This is a genomic window from Marilutibacter aestuarii (assembly GCF_006546775.1).
Taxonomy (GTDB): Bacteria; Pseudomonadota; Gammaproteobacteria; order Xanthomonadales; family Xanthomonadaceae; genus Marilutibacter; species Marilutibacter aestuarii.
On sequence record NZ_VICE01000038.1, the window covers coordinates 1 to 22304 of the forward strand.

Here is a 22304-nt window from a genome sequence, read left to right on the forward strand (position 1 = left end):
CGGCTGCGGCGACGCCGACCAGGAGGGCAATCAGCCACCCCAGCCCGATCTCCATCAGCGTGCGGCGACGCGCATGTTGGGCCACGGACTCGTGCAGGCCGTTGGGCAGGAGCGGTTCGACCAGGGCCCAGACCGCCTTGCCGTCGAGCAGTTCAAGGCCGTGGCTGTTTCGCCGCGCGTCGGCCTGCACCTGGCCCAGCGTGGCGATGATGCCGCCGCCCGCGCCATGGAAGTTGACCGAGCCGGCCAGGCTGTCCACCTGGCCGGGGTCGACCCGGTGTTTCACGCCCTGCTTGCAGGACAGCAGCCAGGTCCGGCCGTCGCGGACCAGGCGCACGTCGGACTTCTGCCCGCTCTGCGGACTCGTCTGCTGCGTGTCGGTCTCGAATCCCTGTGCGTGCAGCGCCTCGACGACGAAGTTGGAGAACTCGCGCCAACGCATGCCCGCCAGCGTGACCAGGCCCTGCCGGGTTTCGTGCTGCTTCCGTCGGATATGCCAGCAATACAGGGACAATGCGGCACCGAGCGCGAGCGTCACGCCCAGTATGATCATTAGCGATGGAGCCGTGAGCATCCTGTCCTCTAGCCTGCCGGGAACGTCTTGCGGTGCGTGTGAGCGCGGCGACTATACGCGCTGGCGCAAATGAAGTCAGTGCGCCGGTTCACGGGAGCTGAACGACCTGATCAGGTATGTGTACGGGGCCCAACGCCCGTCATCGCAGGCGCGACCGCGGGGTGCGCGCCTGCGATTCCCGGGGGATCAGGAGGTACGGGGGCGCCTGGCGGCGCTGGCGCGCGGCGACTTGGCGGATTTCCCGACCGTCTTGCGGGGCGTGGCGGGCTGTGCGCGCTTGGCCACGGGCGCCTTGCGCGCCGGTGCGCGGCGGGTGGGCGCCGGTGAACGCGCCGCCAGCGCGTCGAGCTTCGCGTTCAGTTCCGCGATGTCGGCACGCGTCGGCACGCCAAGTCGACCGAGGGTTTCGGCGACCCGGGTCTCGAACGCGGTCTCCAGTCGCTTCCAGGTTTCGTTGGCGCGATCCCGCGCCTGGCCCACGCGCGACTCCACGGCCTCGCGCATCGCCTCGGCCTGGTGGCCTGCCGCCTCGCGCGCGGTCTTCTCGAAGCCCATGCCTTCGCGCACCAGGCTCTCGAACAGCTTGTTGCCTTCCGACTGCGCCCGGGCGAACGCCCCGACCCCGGCAAGCCAGATCTGCTGGGCCGATTCGCTCATGCCCCGGGCCATGGCTTCGGCCTGGGCCTGCGGGTCAATGGCGTCTTGGGTATCGCGGCCCTTCTTGCCGGGTTTCTTCTGCTTGGCCATGCGCATGCTCCTGGTGGGGGACGTGGAGGCGCAAGGGAAAGAACGTGCGCCTCACCCGTGAGGACACCATGGAAGGGGTGTATGCCACGTGTGCGCGTGCCCCCGGGGTACGCGCCGCCGCAACGGGCTTACACGAATCGTTCGGCGAGCACGCGCCGGATCTCGGTCTCGATCGGTCCCTTGAACGCCGACATCAGCAGGCCCAGCTGTGCGGTCACGTGTACCTGCCCGGGTTCGAGCGCGATCCTGCCCTGGACCCCCGAGGTGTTGAAGTCCACGCGGTCGCCGCACCATTCGCAGGCCACGCCGAAGCGCTCGGAGAGCTTCCCGGCGACTTCCTCCACGGCCTGGCGGGCCTGGTCGGGGCTGAGCGAGTGGGCATGGCGGATGTCGATACTGGGCATGGGGCTCTCCTGCGTGAGGCCGTATTGTGGGGGCTGTCGCGGGTCGCCACCAGCCGCTCGCCCCGGGTGGGCCCGGCCGGCTGACCGCGACGGCAGGCGGCGTGCTAGATTGCGCTCGCGTGAATTCCATCAGACTGCAATTCTCCAATCGCGAACACGGTGACCTGGTGTTGTCCCCGGGTGTCCGTGGCGTGGGCCGCGACGAGGCCGGCCGCCTAGTGCTGGTCGACGATCCGGGCAGGTCGCTGGTGCAGTTCAGCGTCGACCGCCGCGGTTTGTGGATGCAGGTGCGCGACGACGTCCGCGGCGTCCACATCAATGGTCGGCCGGTCCGCCACATGGCGATGCTGCGCCTGGGCGACGCGATCCACGTCGATGGCCATCGACTGACGCTCTGCGGCCCGCAGCCACCGGCAGCGCCTGCGGGCGATGACGCCGAGCCGGCGCGGTCGGGGGCGGCGATGGTCCTGCGTGGCGTGGGCGGCCCCCACCACGGCCGGGCATTGCCGCTGGACAAGCCCCGGCTGGTGGGTGGGCTGCGTTCGTGCGATCTGCACATCGACGAGCCCGCTTTCGCCGAGCGCCACGCCCGCCTCGAGCCCCATCCCGACGGCGCGGTCCTGCGCGACCTCGGTTCCGAGCAGGGCAGCTGGGTCAATGGCTGGCCGGTACGCCATGCCCTCCTGCTCCCGGGCGCGCAGCTGATCTTCGGCAGCCAGCACCGCTTCGTGCTGGAAGCACCCACGACGCCGCCGCTCGCGGCCCTGTCCGAGCCCTTTGGCGCGCTGGAGTCCAGCACGGCCGAGGCGAGGGACGTGACGGCCCCACAGCGCCATCCGGCGCGACGCGTTCCCTGGCTGCTGCTGGCCGCCCTGATGCTGGCGGGCGCCCTCAGCCTGCTGTTGCTCTACGGCGTGCGCTGAGCACGCGCTTCCACGCGCGCCAGCCCAGCAGCAGGGCGAGGATGCCCGCGTAGAGCGCCGGCTCGCGGACGTCGGACTTCACCAGCCACCAGAAATGCAGGACGGCCAGCACGGCGATCGCGTAGATGAGCTTGTGCAGGCGCCCCCAGTTGCGTCCCAGCCAGCGGATCGCGGCCTGGGTGGACGTCGCCGCCAGCGGCACCAGCAACAGCCAGGCGAGGAAGCCGACGGTGATGTAGGGCCGCTTCACTATCTCTTCGAAGATCTGCGTCCAGTAGCCGCGCAGGTCGAGCACGAGGTAGGCGAGCAGGTGCAGGGTCGCGTACGCGAACGCGTACAGACCCAGCATGCGCCTGAAGCGCAGCAGCACCGGCTTGCCGGTCAGCTGCCGCAGCGGCGTCACCGCCAGGGTGATCAGCAGCAAGCGCAGGGCCCACAGGCCCAGGCGGTGTTCGATCTCCGCGACCGGGTCGGCGCCCAGGCCGCCGCTGCCGGTGGCCCACTCCAGCCGGATCTGCCAGGCGAGGATCGCCGCCGGCGCCAGGGCCAGCAGGTGGACGAGCACCTTGGCAATGATCACGCCACGGGGCGTCCGCGGCGCCACGCGACGGCGGGGGGCGGCCGGCGGGGCCGCGTCGGTGGCCGTCATCGGCTCAGAACCAGCGCTTGAGGTTCATGCCGGCGTACATTTCGCCCACCTGGTCGGCATAGCCGTTGAACAGGCGGGTGGGGATGCGCTCGGCGAACAGCTTGCTGCCGGAGCCGGCGATCCGGCGCTCGGTCTTCTGGCTCCACCGGGGGTGGTCCACGTCCGGGTTGACGTTGGAGAAGAAGCCGTACTCGCTGGGCTGCAGCTGGTTCCAGCTGCAGTGCGGCGGATTGCGGGTGAAGGTGATCGCCACGATCGACTTGATGCTCTTGAACCCGTACTTCCAGGGCACGACCAGCCGCAGCGGCGCGCCGTTCTGCTGCGGCAGCGCCTTGCCGTACAGGCCGGTCGCCAGCAGCGTGAGCGGGTTCATGGCCTCGTCGATGCGCAGGCCCTCGCGGTAGGGCCAGTCGATCGAGCGATAGCGAAGCCCGGGCATCTGTTCGCGGTCGGCGAGGGTGGTGAAGGCGACATAGCGGGCACGCGAGTTCGGCGCGAAGCGCTTGAGGACGTCGGCCAGGGGCACGCCCAGCCACGGGATCACCATCGACCAGCCCTCGACGCAGCGCAGCCGGTAGATGCGCTCCTCGGGCGTGAGGCCCTTGAGCAGATCGTCCAGCGACAGGGTGCCGGGCTTGTCGCATTCGCCCCCCACCGCCACCGACCAGGGCGAGGTGCGCAGCGTGCGGGCCGCCTTGGAGGGGTCGTCCTTGTTGGTGCCGAACTCGTAGAAGTTGTTGTACGAGGTCACGTCCTCGTAGCGGGTCAGCGGCTCGTCGGTCTTGAATCCGGCCCGCGCCTCGGCCTCGGTCACCGTCGCGCCCTCCGGTGGCGGGGGCACCGCGTCCGCGCAGCCCGGCAGGCCCAGGGCCGGCGCGACCGCAAGGGCCGCGACGAACTTGCGCCGCTGCAGGTAGACCGCCTCGTCGGTGACCTCGGAGGCAGGGATTCTCAAGGCATTACGCAAAGTCATGACCGGCTCCATCGCTTGGCATCACCATGGCATATACGCTGCGAAGCCACAAAAGGTTACGCCGGCAACGGACCACGTCGGCGGTGCTGCGCTGCGGCATACTAGGCCACCCGTGGCCCGCCCCCCGCAGTGCGGGCCTTCCATCCCCTGATCGAAGATCGACGTCGAAGATCGCAACAGCCTTGGAGTCCCCGATGACGCGTGCGTACAACTTCAGTGCCGGCCCGGCCACCCTGCCCGAATCCGTGTTGCAGCAGGCCCAGGCGGAAATGCTCGAATGGCACGGTGCGGGCGCGTCGATCGTCGAACTCAGCCATCGAGGGCCGGAGTTCCTCCAGGTGGCCCAGGAGGCCGAGGCCGACCTGCGGCGGCTGATGTCGATCCCCGATGACTACGCCGTGCTGTTCCTGCAGGGCGGCGCGACCGGCCAGCAGGCACTGATCCCGCTGAACATCGCGACCCCGGGCCAGAAGGCCGACTACGTGTTGACGGGCCACTGGGGCAAGACCGCGATCAAGCAGGCCAAGCCCTATGTCGACGTGAACATCGCCGCCAGCAGCGAGGCCGGTGGCTATCGCGACATCCCCGCGCGCGAGACGTGGCAGCTGTCCGACGACGCGGCCTACGTGCACGTGACCGCCAACGAAACCATCCATGGCGTGGAGTTCCGGGACATCCCCGACGTGGGCGACGTGCCGCTGGTCGCGGACTTCAGCTCCAGTATCGTCTCCGAGCCGCTGGACGTGTCCCGCTTCGGCGTGATCTATGCCGGCGCACAGAAGAACCTGGGCCCCGTCGGCGTCAGCGTGGTGATCATCCGCCGCGACCTGCTCGAGCGCGCGGGCCAGCCCCGCGCGGACATCTTCACCTACGCCTCCCACGTGGCAAAGGAGTCGATGCTCAACACCCCGCCGACCTGGAACTGGTACCTGGCGGGCCTGGTCTTCAAGTGGATGCTGGCCCAGGGCGGCGTGGACGCCTTCGCCGAGCTCAACCGGCGCAAGTCCGGCCTGCTCTACGACGTGATCGACAACTCCGGCGGCTTCTACCGCAACGAGGTCGACCCCGCTGCGCGCTCGCGCATGAACGTGCCCTTCTTCCTGAAGGACGAGTCCCTCGACAAGCCCTTCCTCGCCGAGGCACGGGAGGCCGGCCTGATCTCGCTCAAGGGCCACCGCGCCCTCGGCGGCATGCGCGCGTCGATCTACAACGCCATGCCGGAGGCGGGGGTCGAGGCGCTGGCGAGCTTCATGCGCGATTTCCAGCAACGCAAGGGCTGAGCGGCACGCACCGCAGGGGCCCGGCCACGCGGCCGGGCGGACCGGCCCGTGACGCGGTTCCCACCCGGGAAGACCGCGCCGGGCCCAGGCACGCAGTGGAACACCCATGACCAGGAAAGCAACGAGCGCGGCGAAGGCGAAGAAGGCCGGCAAGACCGCGTCAGGCAAGACGAAGGCCGCTGAGAAGGCCGCCGGAAAGGGCGCGGTGCCGGCGCGCACTGCGCCGTCAAAGCCCGTTCGCGCGAAGGCCGCGCGGAAGCCGGCCGCCGGCAAGCCCGACCTGGGCGAATTGCGCGTGCGCATCGACGGCATCGACCGCAGCATCCAGGCGCTGATCGCCGAACGCGCGCAGTTCGCCGGCCAGGTCGGCCAGGCCAAGGGCAAGCTCGCGGCGGCCGTCGACTACTACCGGCCCGAGCGCGAAGCCCAAGTGCTGCGCCGGGTGGTCGACCGCAACGACGGCCCGCTCAACGACGACGTGCTGGTGCGGGTGTTCCGCGAGATCATGTCTGCATGCCTCGCCCAGCAGGAGCCGCTGAAGATCGGGTTCCTCGGTCCGGAGGGCACCCATTCGCAGCAGGCGGTCTACAAGCACTTCGGCCATTCGATCCACGCGCTGCCGCTGGGCACGATCGAGGAGGTCTTCCAGGAAGTCGAATCCGGCGCGGCGGACTTTGGCGTGGTGCCGGTGGAAAATTCCACGCAGGGCACCATCCAGTCGACCCTGGACATGTTCCTGACCTCGGGGGTCAAGATCTGCGGCGAGGTTGAACTGCGCGTGCACCAGCACCTGCTCTCGCGGGTGGGGTCGATCGATGGCATCGAGCGCGTGTATTCCCATCCGCAGTCCTTCGCGCAGTGCAAGGCCTGGCTGCGCCAGTACCTGCCGCATGCCGAGAAGATCCCGGTCAGCAGCAACGCCGAGGCCGCGCGCCGCGCACGCAACGCCGACGATGCCGCGGCGATCGCCGGGGTCAGCGCGGGTACCGTCTATGGACTCAAGAGCATCGCCGGTCCGATCGAGGACCGGCCCGACAACACCACCCGCTTCCTCGTGCTGGGGCGCGAGTTGTTCCCCGCCTCGGGCAACGACCGCACGTCGCTGCTGGTCTTCATCAAGGACCAGCCCGGTGCGCTGTTCAACATCCTCGCGCCACTCGCGCGGCATGGCCTGAGCATGAACCGCATCGAGTCGCGGCCCGGGCATACCGGCCTGTGGCAGTACGCGTTCTTCATCGACGTCGCCGGGCACGTGGAGGAGGAGAACATGCGGCTGTCGCTGGCGGAGATGGCCGACTTCGTGGAGGACGTGAAGATCCTCGGCTCGTACCCCGTCGCGATTTCATGAGCGCCCGCATCGACGACGCGCCGGCCTCCGGCGACGCCGGGCCGGCACGTGACGAGGCCTGGTTCGCCTCGCGCGCCACGCCCGGCATCCGGGGCCTGAAGGCCTACGACCCGGGGCACGACCTGGTGGCCTTCCGGCGCCGGTTCGGCGAACTGGCGCTGGTCGAGCTCGGCTCCAACGAAAACCCCTACGGGCCATCGGCGGACGCCCGCGCGGCGATCCTCGACCAGTTGCATGCGTTGCACCGCTATCCCGATCCGCTGGGAGGCGACCTCAAGCGGGCGCTGGCTGCCGTCCATGGCGTGCCCATCGAGCGCCTGATGCTCGGCAATGGCTCCCATGAGTTGCTGATGCAGCTGGCCCAGGCGTTCGCTGGGCCGGGGCAGGACGTGGTGTTCCCGCGCCATGGCTTCGCGGTGTTCGCCCTCGCGACCCAGGCCGCGGGGGCGACGACGCGGATCGCCGAGCCGTTGCCCCGCGATGCGGCCATGCCGCTGGGGCACGACCTGGAGGCCGTGCTGGCGGCGATCACCCCGGCGACGCGGCTGGTGTACCTCGCCAATCCGAACAACCCCACCGGGACGTGGTTCGGTCGGCAGGCGCTCGCCGGGTTCCTCGCGCGCGTGCCGGGCGAGGTGATCGTGGTGGTCGACGAAGCCTATGCCGAGATGGCCGATGCGCCCGACTACGGCAGCGCGCTGGAACGGCTCGATGCGCATCCCAACCTGGTCGTCACCCGCACCTTCAGCAAGGCCTACGGGCTCGCCGGCCTGCGCGTGGGCTATCTGCTCGCCGCGCCCGGGCTGGTCGCCGTCATGGAGCGCCTGCGCGAGAGCTTCAACGTCAACGGGCTGGCCCTGGCCGCCTGCGAGGCCGCCCTCGGCGACACGGCGCACCTGCGCTGGGCCTGCGAACGCAATGCCGAACAGCGCGCATCCCTGGCCGCGGCGCTGCAGGCGCGCGGGCTGGAGGTGTTCCCTTCGCAGACCAATTTCATCCTGGTCGGCTTCGGGCGCGATGCCGGACCGATCGAGGCGGCGCTGGCCGAACGCGGCGTCGTGCTGCGACCGATGGGCGGCTATGGGCTGCCGGACTGCCTGCGCATCAGCGTCGGCAATCCCGACGAGAACCGGCGCCTGCTCGCGGCGCTGGACGAGGTGATGGCATGAGCGCTGGCGTTGCGTCCTGGACCGCGGGTCCCGGCAGTGCCCTGCAGGGCGAGCTGAAGGTGCCGGGTGACAAATCGGTGTCGCACCGCGCGATCATGCTGGGCGCGCTTGCCGAAGGCACGACCCGGGTGACGGGTTTCCTGGAAGGCGAGGACACGCGCGCCACGGCACGGGTGTTCGAGGCCCTGGGCGTCGGCATCGAGACGCCATCGCCCAGCGAGCGCATCGTCCATGGCGTCGGCCTGCACGGACTGCGCGCGCCCGTCGCGGCGCTCGATTGCGGCAATGCCGGTACCGGCATGCGCCTGCTCGCGGGCGTGTTGGCGGGGCAGGGCTTCGACAGCGTCCTGGTCGGGGATGCCTCGCTCTCGCGCCGCCCCATGCGTCGGATCATCGAGCCCCTGACTGCAATGGGTGCGTCCATCGATGCGGAGGCGGGCGGGCTACCACCCTTGAGAATCCACGGTAAAAAATCTTTGCAAGGCATTGATTATTCGACGCCTGTTGCAAGTGCGCAAGTCAAGTCGGCGGTTCTGCTCGCCGGCCTGCATGCCCGCGGCGACACGGTCGTGCGCGAGCCGCACCCGACCCGCGACTACACCGAGCGCATGCTGGCTGCCTTCGGCTGGCCGATCGAGTTCTCGCCCGGATTCGCCCGCCTGGCGGGTGGACACGTGCTGCGCGCGACCCGCGTCGAGGTCCCGGCCGACTTTTCCTCGGCGGCCTTCTTCCTGGTCGCCGCCAGCATCGTGCCGGGCTCCGAAGTCCGCTTGCGCGCCGTGGGCATGAATCCGCGACGCACCGGCCTGCTCGCCGCGCTGCGGCTGATGGGCGCCGACATCGTCGAGGAAGCGCCGCGCGAAGATGGGGGCGAGCCGGTGGCCGACCTCGTCGTGCGCCACGCGCCCCTGCACGGGATCGACGTGCCCGCGGCGCTCGTGCCGGACATGATCGACGAATTCCCGGCGCTGTTCGTGGCCGCGGCGGCCGCGAAGGGACGCACGCGCGTCAGCGGTGCGGGCGAGCTGAGGGTCAAGGAATCCGATCGCATCGCGACGATGGCGGCCGGCCTGCGCGCGCTGGGCGTGGCGATCCAGGAGACCCCCGATGGCGCGGTGATCGATGGCGGGCCGATCGGCGGCGGCAGCGTCGACAGCCATGGCGACCACCGCATCGCGATGAGCTTCGCCGTGGCCGCGCAACGGGCGGGCGACCGGGTGGAGATCGGGGACGTCGCCAATGTCGCGACCTCGTTCCCGGGCTTCGTCCAGCTCGCGCGCGGCCTCGGCATGGGCGTGGAAGGGGCCTGAAGAACGCGAAGTACCCGATTCGACGCGTGCGGGGGCAGCGCATGGGGACGAACCCCGGGGCCAACACAGGTCTCTCCGTCCTCGAGGTTCGCGGGCCGGGCCCGCACCGGCGCCCGCGACCTGCGCGACTAGCGCGTGAACTCGATCGGGACGTTCACCGAGGCCTCCACCGGCTGGCCATTCGATTGCGCGGGCTGGAAACGCCAGCGGCGCACCGCGTCCATCGCCGCCCGGTCGAGGCGCCGGTAGCCGCTGCTTTGCGCGACGTCGAGGTCGCGCGGTCGTCCATCGACGCCGATCGTCGCGCGCACCAGCACCGTCCCGGTCTCCCCGCGACGCAGGGAGGTTGCCGGATAACGCGGGGGTGGGGTCTGGCCGGGGATCGGGGTTGGTTCGCCGCTGGGCGAGACCGGCACTTCGACGGCGACCGGGTCGGGTAGCGGCATTTCCGGCTCGGCCGGTGCCGGCGGTGGCGGCGGAGGCTCGACCAGATGGGGACGGGAATCGTCTCCGGCGACGGCATCCGGGGCATCGCCCATGCCACTGGCGCCGTCGGCATCGGCCGGGAGGGGCGAGGGCAGGGGCGTGTAAGCGGTGCCATCGGCGGTTGGCGGTGCGGCGTCGGGCGAATCGGCCACGCGCTCTTCGCGTCGGCCGGCAAGGAGCACCAGCAGGAACAGGAGCAGGCCGGCGGCGAATCCGCCCAGCAGCCACATCCACGTCCGGGGCATGGGGCGCCATGCGCTGAGGTCGAAGCCGCTTTGTCCATCCGCACTGGATTGGCGGACATGCGGATGGCGGGAAGATCGGGCGTGCGAGGCAGGCATGGACCGGTGCGTGGATCGGGGCTTGCCGGCATTCTTGCACGTGCGGCGGTGAACCCGGCACGAACGCGTGGCGACACGCGCGCCCAGACCGGCGATAATCAGCGGCCCGTTCCACAAGCGACCCGATCCCATGCTCGATCCCAGCCTGTTGCGCCAGCAGCCCGCCGACCTTGCCGCCCGCCTGCGCGAAACGCGCGGCCATGCGCTCGACGCCGACGCGCTGGCCTCGCTGGAGGCCGAGCGCAAGCAGGTGCAGGTGCGCACGCAGGAGCTGCAGAACCTGCGCAATACCCGCTCCAAGGCGATTGGCCAGGCCAAGGCGAAGGGCGAGGACGTCGCGCCGCTGCTGGCGGAAGTGGCCGGTTTCGGCGAGGAGCTCAAGGCCTGCGAGGCACGGCTGGACGCGATCAAGTCGCAACTCGACGCGATCACCCTGGGCATCCCGAACCTGCCCGATGCGAGCGTGCCGTTGGGCAGCGACGAGTCGGGCAACGTGGAGCAGCACCGCTGGGGCACGCCGCGGACCTTCGATTTCGAGGTCAAGGACCACGTCGAGCTCGGTGCGCGCAACGGCTGGCTCGACGGCGATACCGCGGCCAAGCTCTCGGGTGCGCGCTTCACCGTCCTGCGTGGGCAACTGGCCCGCCTGCACCGTGCGCTGGCACAGTTCATGCTCGACCTGCATACCGGCGAGCACGGCTTCGAGGAGACCAACGTCCCGACGATCGTCAATGCCGAGAGCCTGTTCGGGACCGGCCAGCTGCCCAAGTTCGAGGAGGATATGTTCGCGACCGAACTGGGCGAGCAGAAGCGCTACCTGATCTCCACCTCCGAGATATCCCTGACCAACATCGTCCGCGACGAGATCGTCGAGGCCGGGCGCCTGCCCATGCGCATGACCGCGCATTCGCTGTGCTTCCGCTCCGAGGCCGGCAGCCACGGTCGCGACACGCGCGGCATGATCCGCCAGCACCAGTTCGAGAAGGTCGAGCTGGTCAGCATCGCCCGGCCAGACGAGAGCGAGGCCGAGCACGAGTTCATGACCCGCGCCGCCGAGACCGTGCTCGAGAAGCTCGGCCTGCCCTATCGCCGGATGCTGCTGTGCAGTGGCGACATGGGCTTCTCGGCCAGCAAGACCTTCGACCTGGAGGTCTGGCTGCCTTCGCAGGACACCTATCGCGAGATCTCCTCGGTCTCCAACTGCGACGCGTTCCAGGCGCGGCGGATGCAGGCACGCTGGCGCAACCCGGAGTCGGGCAAGCCCGAACCGGTCCACACCCTCAACGGGTCGGGGGTGGCGGTCGGGCGCTGCCTGATCGCGGTGATGGAGAACTACCAGAACGCGGACGGTTCGATCACCGTGCCCGAGGTCCTGCGACCCTACATGGGTGGCGTCGAACGGATCGCCTGATCGGCATCGGCGGCAGCGGGCCGGCGCCCGGGGCCGACCCGCCGCCTGCAGCCGTCAGAACAGGTCGCCGGTCGGCCAGGCCGACACGCCTTCGACGATCTCCTTGAGCATCGTATCGATGTCCGCGACGTCGCCGGCGCTCGAGTTGGCGGTCGCCGCGTAGCCGAAGCCATCGCTGCGGCGCCGGTAGACGGCGTTGGTGCCGCTCATCGAGCCATAGTGCGCGTACGAGGTGTTGAGCACGGTCTCGTGGCGCATGAAGCGCAGCAGGTCGGCGGGGGTGGCGATCCAGCCGCCATGCGAGTCGAAGCGCCCGGGCTTGACGCTCGAGTAGGCCCCGCTGCCGTAGTACTTCACCTCGTTGGTCTTGCGGTCGGCCTCCTTGTCGCCGCCGATGACCATGCCCGACGCGCCGGCCGGCTTGAGGATCGTGTCGCGCACGTAGGCCTCGTAGGACTTGCCGCTGCGCGCCTCGATCACGCGGCCGAGCAGGCAGTAACCGAAGTTGGAGTACGTCTGGTCGCTGGGCAGCCCGGGGTTGGTGCCGGGGGCGTAGCCCAGCGGATAGTTCTCCAGCGCCCAGTTGATCAGGCCCGCGTGGGTGGTGCCGGTGTAGGCGAACATCGGGTCGCTGCCGTTGCCGTCCTTGTCGATGCGCCGGAAGCCGGCGCGATGCCGGACCAGGTGGTCGACCGTGATGTCCTCGATGTCCGGGTTGTTGGACGGGGTGGCGAACTGGCCGCCCAGCACGCTGCGGGGTCCGAATACGCGCGAGCTCATGTCCAGCGAGGTGTCGTTGGCCAGGCGCGTGACCGCGACCACGGTGATCGGCTTGGACACGCTGGCGATGCGGAAGCGGTGGGCGGGCCCGACCGGCGTGCTGTCGTCGGCCTTGCCGAAGCCGGCCGCGTAGACCAGGCGTTTGTCCTTGCTGATCGCGATCGACATGCCCGGGATGCCGTTGGCCTGCATGTAGGCGCGTACCTTGTCGTCGATCAGCTTCAGGTCCTGCGCCTTGAAGGCGGTGTTCTCCCACAGTCCGTTGAAGCGCACCCCGCTGCCGCCGTTGAAGGCCTCGATGTACCGCGGTTCCCAGCTCTGGTAGCGATGGTTGTCGAAGACGTGCTGGTAGTGCGCGGCCGGGATGCCGTGGCGCGCGGCGGCGAGCGGTCCCCCGGTCTTGACCCAGATCGCGGCGTAGCGGTCCCCGTTGCCCTGGCGGTAGCCGCTGACGACCTTCAATCGGTAGCCCTTGCCGGTGAACTCGTTGAAGGCCTGCTGGTAGGCGCTGCTGGTCAGGCCGTGGCGCGCGACCCATGACGGGCTGTCTTTCTCGAAGATCGCGGCGAAGCGCGGCGAGCCGCCGAGGCTGAACGCACTCAGGTGCGTGGGCGCATAGCCTTGCCGTGCCATGTCGGTCACGGCGGCCTGGTACTGCTCGGCGGTCAGTCCGTGGCGGGCCTTCCACGCAGGGCCGCCGCGCTTCTCCCAGATGGCCGCGTAGTAGGGCTTGCCAGCGACTGCGTAGCCGTTGACGTAGGTCAGGCGATAGCCCTTGCCGCCGTACTCGTTGAAGGCCGCCTGGTACTGCTGTGGGTCGAGGCCGTGGCGCGCGGCCCAGGCCGGGCCGGCCTGCTTTTTCCACAGCCCGGCGTAGCGGGCGCTGCCGCCCTGCTCATAGCCCGCGACCGACACCAGCCGGTAGCCCTGGCCGCTGTAGGTCTGGAAGGCCTGCTGGTACTGGGCACCGGTCAGGCCGTGGCGTGCGGCCCAGGGTGCGGCAACGGCGGCGTGCAGGCCGAGCGCGAACAGGCCGGCGACCGCGATCGTTCGCGCCAGCCCGCGCAGCGGTCGCCGCTGCCGGATTGCGAGGGTGGGGACTTGGGGGTTCATCGTTCTCTCCTTGCTGGATGTGGATGGATCAGTGATCGAGGCAGCCACAGCTGACTTCGGCGGCATTGCAGCCCTTGTCGCCGCAGGCGCAGACCTTCAGGCCGTTGCCGGACGTACAGGTCGCCTTCAGCGCCGCGCCGGTGGCGGACAGTCCGCCCGGGCCCCGCTGTCCGGCCGGTTGTGCCGGCGGAGGGGGGACGCCGTAGCACGAACAACTGGTGGCCTTGGCCTGGCACTTGCCCCCAGGCGCGCTGCACGAGCAGGTGGCCTTGCCGTCGGTGCTGGTGCAGGTCGCGCCCTTGCTGTCGGAGGGCAGGGCGAGGACCTGGCGCGTCGGCGCGGCGCGGGTCTGCGCCGAGACCTGGAAGGCGCCCAGTTGCGCGACAAGCAGTGCCACGAGGGCGAGTGCCGCGCAGATCCGGCGAACGGGGCATGGCGACGGTGCCGGCTGGGCGAAGGGAATGGGCGTGGTGTTCATCGTGGGGTCCTCCGGTGGGCCCGGGTCGAGGCGCGATGCCGGTGGCCCGGGCAGGCATGGCGCTACTTGCGCCATATCGCGGCGTAGCGGGCGTGGTTGCCGCTCGCATAGCCGGTGACGTCGCGGGTGGCGTAGCCGGCGCGGGTCGTGGCCTGCCACTCGCTCTGGTATTGCGCGCTGTCCAGGCCGTGGCGCGCCTTGTACGGACCGGACGCCTTCGAGCTCCAGATCGCGGAGAAGTGCGGCTGTCCGCCGTGGACGTAGGCATTGAGGTAGACCAGCTGGCGGCCCGCGCCCGCGTTCGCCTCGAAGGCCTGCTGGTACTGGTTCGCCGTCAGCTGCGATTTGGCCTGCCAGCTGCCGATGTCGGCCTTCTCGTAGAGCGCGGTGTAGCGGCGCTGGCCGCCCACCGAGACCACCGAGACGTTGCGCGGCCGGTAACCGGCCCGGGACAGCGCATCCATCCGTGCCTGGTGCGTCGACGCGTCGAGCCCGTGGTAGGCCGAGTACGCCGGGCCCGCCTGCTTGCGGAAGATCCCCGCGTAACGCACGCCGCCACTGCCCGCATGGCTTTCCACCTGCACCGGCCGATAGCCCTGGCCGGTGTACTGGTCGAAACGCTGCTGGTACTGCGCGGCCGACAGCCCGTGGAAGGCCTTCCATGCGCCGCTTCGCGGCCGGAACACCGCGTTGTAGTAGACCTTGCCGCCGACGTCGAAGCCGTCGATCCACTCCAGTGCGTAGCCCGACGCGACGGCCTGGTCGAACAGGCACTGGTAGTCGCGCGCGGGCACGCCGTGGCGCGCGACTTCCTTCGCTCCGGCCTGGATGGCGCCCGGGACCTTGCGCGCTTCGTACGACTGGCCACTGGCGAAGATGCCGCCATCGATCCCGCAGATGCGGGGGATGCGGTTGCGCTTGCTGCCGGCGTTGTCGGTGAGGAACCCGCCCACGGTCGTGATGCCGTCGGCCGCGCGCGGCACGCCGACCTCGAAGTGCAGGTGGTCGCCGCTGGCGCAACCGACGTCGGACTCGTCGCCCAGGTAGGTGCCGGCCTTGACCGACTGCCCCACCTCCAGCCCGGCCTTGCCCGTCGACGAGCCCTTCGCCATGTGCGAGTACTTGGTCCACTCGCCGTTGGGGTGCTCGATCCAGACGTAGTTGTTCTTCCTCTCGCTGGCGGGGAGGTCGCCGCAGCCGTCGATGCGCTTGTCGAAGCCATCGACCACGCGCCGGACGATGCCGTCGGCCGCGGCCACGATCCGGTAGGTACCGCCACCACGGCCGCCCATGTCGATGCGACCGGGCGGCGAATGCTTGAGGTGGTCGTTGGAGACGCGCACCTCGGTGCCGTCGGCGTAGGGGATGCGGTAGACGCCCTTGGATGTCTCCAGGGCCAGGGCCTGGCCGGCCAGCAGCAGGGCGCAGCCGGCCAGGCACAGGCCCGCGGCGGGGTGGCGGGAAGGGGTAAGGTGCATGTCGGGTCTCCGGTGTGGGTGGGTGTTCGCACCGAGGGGTTTCGATGCGCTCGACCGGGTAGTCGGCATCCGCGCCGGAATCCCGCCACCCCGTCGTGCGCCGCGCCCCGCCCGCGTGTGCCAGCGGGTGGGCCCGGGTCTTGCCATGGCACCGGTGGCGGGTTTTTCCCGTGTTGTCCGATAGGACCCATGAAGCGTGGTGGAAGGCACCGCGCATGCCCCAAGACAGGAGAGGACACGATGTCCAGATCGACCCCGAACAGAACGCGCCTGGCGCACGCCGGCGTGCTGACACTGATGCTGTCGGGCGCGGCGCTGATCCCGCTGGCAGCGCAGGAGCGCGTGCTCCCGCCCCCCGAGTCCCCCGAGCCCGTGGATGCGATGCCGGCGCAGGGTACGATCGCCGCGCCGAAGCCGGGGCCCCAGCAGGACGGCGATCCGGGCGGGCCCGGCCAGGGGCGGCAAGCGCAGTTCGCCCCGGTGGGCGCAGTCGACCTGCTGCTGGTGGATGCGTTCCAGCTCGGCAACAGCTCGATTCCCTGGGGCACCATCGCGACGGTGCCGGCAGGCGACGCCGTGCAGTTCAAGCGCGGCCGCTGCGTATTCCGTTACAAGTACACCACCCGCAACGACGGCGCGGCCGGCGCAGGGGCCTTCACCAACCGGATCCATCGCGATGCCGTCGCCGGCCCCGTGTCGGCCACCGATCCGGTGACCGGACTGATGGCGGGCGCGCTGGTCAATTCCGACGGGCACCTGCTGCTGGCGCCGGGCACGACCCTGCTGTACGTCGCGGTCGACGATGGTGCGGCGATCGCCGAGACCGACGAAGCCAACAACCTGCGGCGCGTGAAGGTCACCGTCAAGGGCGAGTGCCGCTGAGCACGGCCCGGGTCGTGCGGGGCCTGCCGACCGTCAGCCGCGCGCGAGCGCTTGCGCGCGCCGGAGCGCCGCCTCGGCCTCGAGGGTCCGCGTGTCCGCGTCGCCGAAGGCCGCCTGGCGCACCTGCCACGCTTCTTCGAGCAGGGGCACGGCTTCGGCCGCCTTGCCCTGGTCCAGCAGCAGCTCGCCCAGCGGCACCAGGACCAGGGCCAGGCGGGGCTGGTCGTCGGGCAGGCGCTTGCGGAAGATCTCCAGCGCCTGCCGCATGTGCGTTTCCGCTTCGTCCAGTCGACCCTGGCGATGCAGCACGATGCCGATGCGGTTGAGGTCGATGCCGACGCGCTCGTGCTCGTCGCCGTAGTCCGCCCGTTGCGCGGCGAGGGCTTCGCGGTAGAGCGCTTCGGCGGCGGCGAACCGGCCGCGCTTCTCTTCCAGCATTCCCAGGTTGAACACGGTGGCCGCGCGCCAGGGGTGGTCGTCCGGATAGGCGGCCAGCGCCTGCCGGTAGTAGTCGGCGGCCGCATCGGGATCGCCGCTCTCGGCCAGTGCCAGGCCGAGGTCGTTGAGGTTCATCGCCACCTCGGGGTGGCGCTCGCCCAGGGCCTCGCGACGGATCGCCAGCGACTCGCGCAGCAGGTCTTCGGCTTCGTCGAAGCGGCGTTGCGCCTGCATCAGCATGGCCAGGTTGTTCATGACCATCGCCACCGAGGGGTGCCGCTCGCCACGCGAGCGCGCCATCGACAGCCGGGCCTCCCGGTAGAGCGCTTCGGCCGAGTCGTACTCGCCCAGGTTGACCCGGGTCACCGCGAGGTTCGACAGGCTGCGCGCAAGGTGCGGGTGCGTCGCCGGCAGCAGGCGGCGACGCAGCGCCAGGGCCTGGCTGAGCAGCGGCTCTGCGCCAGCGTAGTCGCCCTGGTGGCGAAGCACCGTGCCCAGATGGTCCAGGCTGCTGGCGACGTCGACGTGCTCCTCGCCGAAAAGTGACCTGCGGATGGCCAGCGCGTCGCGGTGGTGGCGCTCGGCGGCCTCCAGGTCGCTGGCGCGGAAGCGCACCTGGCCCAGGTCGGAGAGCGTGGTCGCGACTTCGGCGCCGGCTTCGCCTCCAGCGCTGCCGAAGCGGGCCAGCGCATCGCGCAGCGCGGCGTCGGCCTCGTCGTAGTGGCCCTCGTCGCTCAACAGCCGGCCCCGGCTACGCAGTGCGCGGGCGAGCAGCAGCGGACGTTCGTCGGCGAGGGGGCGGGTGGTCGCCAGGCCGTCGTCGAACAGCGGCCCGGCACGATCGTAGAGCCCGAGCTGGCGGTAGGCCTCGCCGACGGTGTCGAGCAGTTCGGCGCGCACTTCGGGGTGCGCGCCCAGTTCGCTTTCGATCCCCGCCCAGCCGCGGTCGAGGAGTTCGCGCGCGCTCAATTGCGCACCGCCGGAGCGCTCGGGGTCGGCACCTTCGAACAACTGCAGGACCAGCGACTGGACCTGCCGGGCCTTGGTGGCTTCGCTTTGCGCGCGGTCGCGCTCGCGTGCGATCAGGCTTGCCTGGTGGGTCACCGTGATGGCGTAGGCGACCAGCATTGCCAGCAGCGATAGCGACGCGGCCACGCCGACGGGGTGGCGCCGGAGGAACTTGCCGGTGCGATAGAGCAGGCGCTCGGGACGCGCATGGATCGGCCGGCGCTCGCGCCAGCGCACGAGGTCCTGGACGAGGGCGTCCACCGATTCGTAGCGTCGGTCCGGCGACTTGCGCAGCGCCTTGAGCACGATGGTGTCGAGGTCGCCCCGAAGCCGGCGGCGGAGGGCCGCAGGGGTCGTGCGACGGGCATCGGCGATGGAGGCATCGCTGCCCAGCGCGAGGCTGGGACGCAGCGGCGCTTCGTGGCAGATGCTGCGTTCCAGGGCCAGGGCCGAATCCAGGCGAGGTGCCTGGGCGCGGCGACCGCAGAGGAGTTCGTAGAGCAGCAGGCCCAGCTGGTAGACGTCGGTCGTGGTGGTCGCCGGCTGCCCGGTGACCTGCTCCGGCGCCGCGTATTCGGGGGTGAAGACCCGGGCCATCGTCCGCGTCCGTGGCGCACCCGCGGCATCGCTTGCCCCCAGCACCTTGGCGATGCCGAAATCGAGCAGCTTCACCTCGCCGTCCGCGGTGACGACGATGTTCGAGGGCTTGATGTCGCGGTGGACGATGAGGTGCCGGTGGGCATGGGCCACGGCATCGCAGACGCTCGCGAACAGCGCCAGCCGTCGCTCGAGGTCGAGACGGGCGCCATCGCAATGACGGTCCAGCGCCTCGCCCTCGACGTACTCCATGACCAGGTATGGGCCGCCTTCGGGATCGCGGCCGCCGTCAAGCAGGCGGGCGATGCCGGGATGGTTCAGCGATGCCAGGATCTGGCGTTCCTGCGCGAAGCGGCGCAGGAACTCGCCCGAGCCGGCATCCAGCCGCAGGCGTTTGAGCGCGCCCAGCTGTCGGAATCCCTCGCCGCTGCGCTCGGCCAGGTAGACCGTGCCCATCCCGCCGATGCCCAGGCGCCGCAGCAGCCGCCAGGCGCCGATCTCGCGTCCGCTGGCGTCCTCTTCCTCGACCGCGTGCCAATCGTCGGTGGGGCCATCGCCACCCGTGCCCGGGGTCGCGCGGTCGGATGGAGCTTGCACCCACGGCGCGCCAGCATCGAGCAGTGGCGACTCGCTGCACGCGAGCGCGAGCAGCAGCTCCAGTTCCTCGCGCAAGGCAGGCTCGCCGGCGGCCACCGCGTCCAGGAACGCGGGACGCGCCGACTCGGGCAGGTCGAGCGCCTGCTCGAACAGCGCGTCGATGCGAACGCGGGGATCCGGTCCGGCCACGTATCCCTCGCTCCTAGGCCAGCGCCTTGAGCAGCCAGGCCCGTGCGCGCATCCAGTCGCGCTGGACCGTGCGCAGCGACGTGTCCAGTGCCCGGGCGGTCTCTTCTTCGGTCATGCCAGCGAAATAACGGCATTCCACCACCCGCGCCAGGCGTTCGTTGAAGGCCTCCAGCCCGGTGAGGGCGTCGTTGATCGCCAGTACCTGCTCCGATCCGCTCTCCGCCGCCAGCACGTCGGCATCCAGCGTGACCGGCACCGCATCGCCGCCGCGCTTGGCGGCGTGGCGGCGGCGCGCATCGTCGACCAGGATGCGGCGCATCGCACGCGCGCAGATGGCGAAGAAGTGGCCGCGGTCCTGCCAGTCGACGCCGTCGACCTCGACCAGTTGCAGGTAGGCCTCCTGCACCAGGGCGGTGGTGTCCAGGGTCTGGCCGCGTCGGCCGGCCCGCGCGATCTGGCCGCGGGCGATGCCGCGCATGCGCTCGTAGACCAGCGGCACCATGCGGTCGAACGCATCGCGATCGCCCTGGTGGTGGCGTTGCAGAAGGCGGGTGATTTCCCGGGATGCGTCCATGTCCAAGCCCCGTTTTGGGGGAGCATAGCGCGGACGCATCCGTGGCGGGTCGCTTCGCGGCGTGGCGGCGACGCGGCCGTGGGCCGGGCATCGCCGCTGGCGAGGCTCAGGCGGCCTTGCGCAAGAGGACGGGCTGGCTGATCGAACGGTGGGCCTTCGCGAGGGCCTCGCTGCGATGCTGCGGCGAATAGGCCACGCCCTCGGCGCGAACGAACTCGACGTCGTCGATCCCGAGGAAGCCCAGCACCTGGCGCAGGTAGGCCTCCTGGAAGTCGCTCGGGGCATCGGTGTGGATGCCGCCGCGACCGCTGGCGACGATCACCTTCTTGCCGCCGGCCAGGCCCTCGGAACCCTTCTCGGTATAGCGGAAGGTCTTGCCCGCGACCGCGATCCGATCGATCCACGCCTTGAGCGTGGATGGCACGCTGAAGTTGTACATCGGCGCGCCGATCACGATGACGTCGGCAGCCAGGAACTGGTCCATCGCCTGGTCGGCCTCGGCGTTGCCGGCGGCGTCCGCGCCCGACAGCGAGGCCCCGGTCAGGTGCGGCAGCGGCTGCGCGTCGAGGTCGCGGTATTCGACCTGCAGGGCGGGGAAGGCATCGCGCCAGCGGGCGGTGACCGCGGCGGACAGTTCGCGGGTGACGGACTGGGCGCCCAGGGCGCTGGAGTCGATATGGAGCAGTTTCATGGCGGGCCTCTCGTGGGGTGTCGGCGGCATGCCGGCGTGAGGCCACTCTAGGGTGTTGCGAATTCGGGATAAATATAGCTAAATGTCACGGATCGTTCTGGATATGGAAATATCGCCATGCACGACCTCAATGACCTCTACTACTTCGCGATGGTCGTGGAGCACTCGGGGTTCGCGGCCGCCGAGCGCGCCCTGGGCATCCCCAAGTCGCGCCTGAGCCGGCGCATCAGCCAGCTGGAGGCCGACATGGGCGTGCGCCTGCTGCAGCGCTCCACGCGCCGCTTCGCGGTGACCGACGTCGGCACCAGCGTCTATCGCCACGCCCAGGCGATGCTGGCCGAGGCGCAGGCCGCGCGCGAGGCCGTGGACCGCCTCAGCGCCGAGCCGCGCGGGCTGATCCGCGTCAGCGTGCCGGTGAGCATGGCCCAGCAGCAGATGCCCAAGCTGTTGCCTGACTTCCTCGCCCTGTACCCGAAGGTCCGCGTGCAGCTGCATGTCAGCAATCGCCGGGTGGACATCATCAACGAGGGCATCGACGTCGCCCTGAGGGTGCGCGCGCGCCTGGACGACGACGGCAGCCTCATCATGCGCAGCTTCGGGCAGATCCAGGAACTCCTGGTCGCCAGCCCGTCCTACCTGCGCAAGATGGGGCGGCCGGAGGTCCCCGAATCGCTGGCCGAGCACGTCACCCTGAGCATGCACGAGGACGAGTCACGCCAGCGCTGGGAACTCCATGGTCCCGACGGCGAGGTCAGGCGCGTCGACCTCAAGCCGCGCGTGGCCGGTTTCGATTTCCCGATGCTGATGGCGCTCGCCAAGCAGGGCGTGGGCGTCACCATGCTGCCCGAGACGATCTGCGCCGAGGCGGTGCGCGCAGGGGAACTGGAGGTCGTGCTCCCCGACTGGCGACTCTCGCAGGGCATCTTCCACGCGGTGTTCGCGTCCCGTCGCGGCCTGTTGCCGGCGGTGCGCGTGTTCATCGACTACCTCGCCGAGAAGGCCCCGGCCCTGGTCGAGACCGATCGCCTGCAATGCGCCGACATCAAGGGACGTCCCTGTGACGAGGTCGAACAGGCACGCATGGCCGGCTGAGCCCCCAACGCAAACGAAAACGCCGGCGGCATGCGCATCGCGCAGCCGCCGGCGCAAGGTGCCCGCTGCTATTGGCGCGCCGCCGCTTCGGCTTCAGCGGCCTCGTTGGCGGGCGCCGCGGGGTCGGCCCCGGCCACCGAGGTCTCGTCCATGCAGTCGTCGAAGTCGGAATCGTCCATGTCGGCGTAGGGTTCGAACGCCGGCAGGACCGCGACCAGCGCCTGCTGGGTTTCCATCAGGGCCGGCAACTGCGCGCACAGCCCGGCCACCGAGCCGCGGATCTTCTCCTCGACGTCGGCCTCGATGCGGTTGCCCAGGTCTTCGCTGCTCTCGCCGCTGAAGATGCTTGCGATCGCCGCGCCGACGGCCTGGGTCGCCACCGACGCGCTTTCCACGCCGATCTCGGCCCCGGAGGCGGCGACTTCGGTGATGTGCTGGCGGTACTTGAGCAGCAGGGCGCGCTGCTCGGCGTTGACGGCGACCTGCTTTCCGTCGACCAGGAAGTCGCCCTCGGGGGTGATCTTGGCGTCGGGCACGCCGGCCTGGTCGCTGTCGATGCCGATGTCCTCGGTTGCCATCTTCTCGCGCACCTTGGCGCCGATCTCGCGGGACTTGCCTTCCAGCGCGGTGCCGGCCTGCGCCGTGGCACTCGTGGCCTTGCCGGCCTGGGTATCGGGGCCTCCGCAGGCGCTGAGCCAGGGCAGGGTGCCCAGCAGCAGGACCAGGGCGGGCAGGGCCTTGCGGGCGGCGGGGTGGGTATGGGATGTCATCT

At 70.3% G+C, this 22304-nt stretch carries 21 protein-coding genes; 8 read left to right on the forward strand and 13 right to left on the reverse strand.

The annotated features are described in order from the left end of the window. The 3 genes from FKV25_RS03785 to FKV25_RS03795 form a co-directional block, all read right to left on the reverse strand. Nucleotides 1-553, reverse strand: a 553-nt coding sequence (locus FKV25_RS03785; RefSeq protein ID WP_170218503.1) for a restriction endonuclease, incomplete at its 3' end; no start/stop codon positions are given. Nucleotides 554-760: 207 nt separating this feature from the next. Next, nucleotides 761-1321, reverse strand: a complete 561-nt coding sequence (locus tag FKV25_RS03790) for a phasin family protein (RefSeq protein ID WP_170218504.1) — start codon at nucleotides 1319-1321, stop codon at nucleotides 761-763. Between the two features lie 128 nt (nucleotides 1322-1449). Next, entirely contained in the window at nucleotides 1450-1725 is a 276-nt protein-coding gene (locus tag FKV25_RS03795; protein ID WP_141517467.1) for a polyhydroxyalkanoic acid system family protein, read from the reverse strand. 119 nt (nucleotides 1726-1844) lie between these two features. On the opposite strand from FKV25_RS03795, the gene FKV25_RS03800 reads away from it, so the two are divergent. Continuing rightward, entirely contained in the window at nucleotides 1845-2648 is an 804-nt protein-coding gene (locus FKV25_RS03800) for an FHA domain-containing protein (RefSeq protein ID WP_246071887.1), read from the forward strand. On the opposite strand, the gene msrQ is transcribed toward FKV25_RS03800, so the two are convergent. Both msrQ and msrP read right to left on the reverse strand, forming a co-directional pair. Then, entirely contained in the window at nucleotides 2617-3228 is a 612-nt protein-coding gene (msrQ, locus tag FKV25_RS03805; RefSeq protein ID WP_246071888.1) for a protein-methionine-sulfoxide reductase heme-binding subunit MsrQ, read from the reverse strand. The genes FKV25_RS03800 and msrQ overlap by 32 nt on opposite strands. 73 nt (nucleotides 3229-3301) lie before the next feature. Then, the gene (msrP, locus tag FKV25_RS03810; protein WP_141517470.1) at nucleotides 3302-4270 is read right to left on the reverse strand and encodes a protein-methionine-sulfoxide reductase catalytic subunit MsrP; all 969 of its coding nucleotides are present in this window, start codon (nucleotides 4268-4270) and stop codon (nucleotides 3302-3304) included. A 194-nt stretch (nucleotides 4271-4464) separates the two neighbouring features. On the opposite strand from msrP, the gene serC reads away from it, so the two are divergent. The 4 genes from serC to aroA all read left to right on the forward strand — a co-directional run bounded on the left by serC (nucleotide 4465) and on the right by aroA (nucleotide 9377). Next, nucleotides 4465-5550, forward strand: a complete 1086-nt coding sequence (gene serC, locus FKV25_RS03815; protein WP_141517471.1) for a 3-phosphoserine/phosphohydroxythreonine transaminase — start codon at nucleotides 4465-4467, stop codon at nucleotides 5548-5550. A gap of 106 nt (nucleotides 5551-5656) precedes the next feature. After that, nucleotides 5657-6898, forward strand: a complete 1242-nt coding sequence (gene pheA, locus FKV25_RS03820) for a prephenate dehydratase (RefSeq protein ID WP_141517472.1) — start codon at nucleotides 5657-5659, stop codon at nucleotides 6896-6898. After that, entirely contained in the window at nucleotides 6895-8067 is a 1173-nt protein-coding gene (gene hisC, locus FKV25_RS03825; RefSeq protein ID WP_141517473.1) for a histidinol-phosphate transaminase, read from the forward strand. Before pheA ends, hisC begins: the two co-directional genes overlap by 4 nt. Then, the gene (gene aroA / locus FKV25_RS03830; RefSeq protein ID WP_141517474.1) at nucleotides 8064-9377 is read left to right on the forward strand and encodes a 3-phosphoshikimate 1-carboxyvinyltransferase; all 1314 of its coding nucleotides are present in this window, start codon (nucleotides 8064-8066) and stop codon (nucleotides 9375-9377) included. Before hisC ends, aroA begins: the two co-directional genes overlap by 4 nt. 128 nt (nucleotides 9378-9505) lie before the next feature. On the opposite strand, the gene FKV25_RS03835 is transcribed toward aroA, so the two are convergent. Next, nucleotides 9506-10108 carry an energy transducer TonB gene (locus FKV25_RS03835; RefSeq protein ID WP_141517475.1) on the reverse strand — a complete coding sequence of 201 codons (603 nt, stop codon included), beginning with the start codon at nucleotides 10106-10108 and terminating at the stop codon, nucleotides 9506-9508. Nucleotides 10109-10334: 226 nt separating this feature from the next. Between FKV25_RS03835 and serS the strand changes: the two genes are divergently transcribed. Continuing rightward, nucleotides 10335-11615, forward strand: coding sequence for a serine--tRNA ligase (gene serS / locus FKV25_RS03840; protein ID WP_141517476.1), 1281 nt, complete (start codon nucleotides 10335-10337; stop codon nucleotides 11613-11615). Between the two features lie 54 nt (nucleotides 11616-11669). On the opposite strand, the gene FKV25_RS03845 is transcribed toward serS, so the two are convergent. The 3 genes from FKV25_RS03845 to FKV25_RS03855 form a co-directional block, all read right to left on the reverse strand. Then, nucleotides 11670-13508: a serine hydrolase gene (locus FKV25_RS03845; RefSeq protein WP_170218505.1), complete on the reverse strand. Its 1839-nt coding sequence runs from the start codon at nucleotides 13506-13508 to the stop codon at nucleotides 11670-11672. A 28-nt stretch (nucleotides 13509-13536) separates the two neighbouring features. Beyond that, entirely contained in the window at nucleotides 13537-13986 is a 450-nt protein-coding gene (locus tag FKV25_RS03850; protein ID WP_141517478.1) for a hypothetical protein, read from the reverse strand. Nucleotides 13987-14048: 62 nt separating this feature from the next. Further along, nucleotides 14049-15464, reverse strand: a complete 1416-nt coding sequence (locus FKV25_RS03855; protein WP_170218507.1) for a peptidoglycan DD-metalloendopeptidase family protein — start codon at nucleotides 15462-15464, stop codon at nucleotides 14049-14051. 240 nt (nucleotides 15465-15704) lie between these two features. Between FKV25_RS03855 and FKV25_RS16150 the strand changes: the two genes are divergently transcribed. Then, complete coding sequence (locus tag FKV25_RS16150) at nucleotides 15705-16346, forward strand: CARDB domain-containing protein (protein ID WP_170218509.1); 642 nt, start codon at nucleotides 15705-15707, stop codon at nucleotides 16344-16346. A 33-nt stretch (nucleotides 16347-16379) separates the two neighbouring features. Here FKV25_RS16150 and FKV25_RS03860 read toward each other — a convergent pair whose 3' ends face one another. The 3 genes from FKV25_RS03860 to FKV25_RS03870 form a co-directional block, all read right to left on the reverse strand. Then, nucleotides 16380-19175 (reverse strand): serine/threonine-protein kinase, encoded by a 2796-nt coding sequence (locus tag FKV25_RS03860; RefSeq protein WP_141517480.1) that lies wholly within the window; start codon nucleotides 19173-19175, stop codon nucleotides 16380-16382. Nucleotides 19176-19188: 13 nt separating this feature from the next. Beyond that, nucleotides 19189-19749, reverse strand: coding sequence for an ECF-type sigma factor (locus FKV25_RS03865; RefSeq protein WP_170218510.1), 561 nt, complete (start codon nucleotides 19747-19749; stop codon nucleotides 19189-19191). A gap of 106 nt (nucleotides 19750-19855) precedes the next feature. Next, nucleotides 19856-20440 (reverse strand): FMN-dependent NADH-azoreductase, encoded by a 585-nt coding sequence (locus FKV25_RS03870; RefSeq protein ID WP_141517482.1) that lies wholly within the window; start codon nucleotides 20438-20440, stop codon nucleotides 19856-19858. Between the two features lie 117 nt (nucleotides 20441-20557). Here FKV25_RS03870 and FKV25_RS03875 point away from each other — a divergent pair, with 117 nt between their 5' ends. Next, the gene (locus FKV25_RS03875) at nucleotides 20558-21532 is read left to right on the forward strand and encodes a LysR substrate-binding domain-containing protein (RefSeq protein WP_141517483.1); all 975 of its coding nucleotides are present in this window, start codon (nucleotides 20558-20560) and stop codon (nucleotides 21530-21532) included. Nucleotides 21533-21600: 68 nt separating this feature from the next. Here the strand turns inward: FKV25_RS03875 and FKV25_RS03880 are convergent, their stop codons facing one another. Then, nucleotides 21601-22302: a DUF2884 family protein gene (locus FKV25_RS03880; RefSeq protein WP_141517484.1), complete on the reverse strand. Its 702-nt coding sequence runs from the start codon at nucleotides 22300-22302 to the stop codon at nucleotides 21601-21603. Nucleotides 22303-22304: the final 2 nt, after the last annotated feature.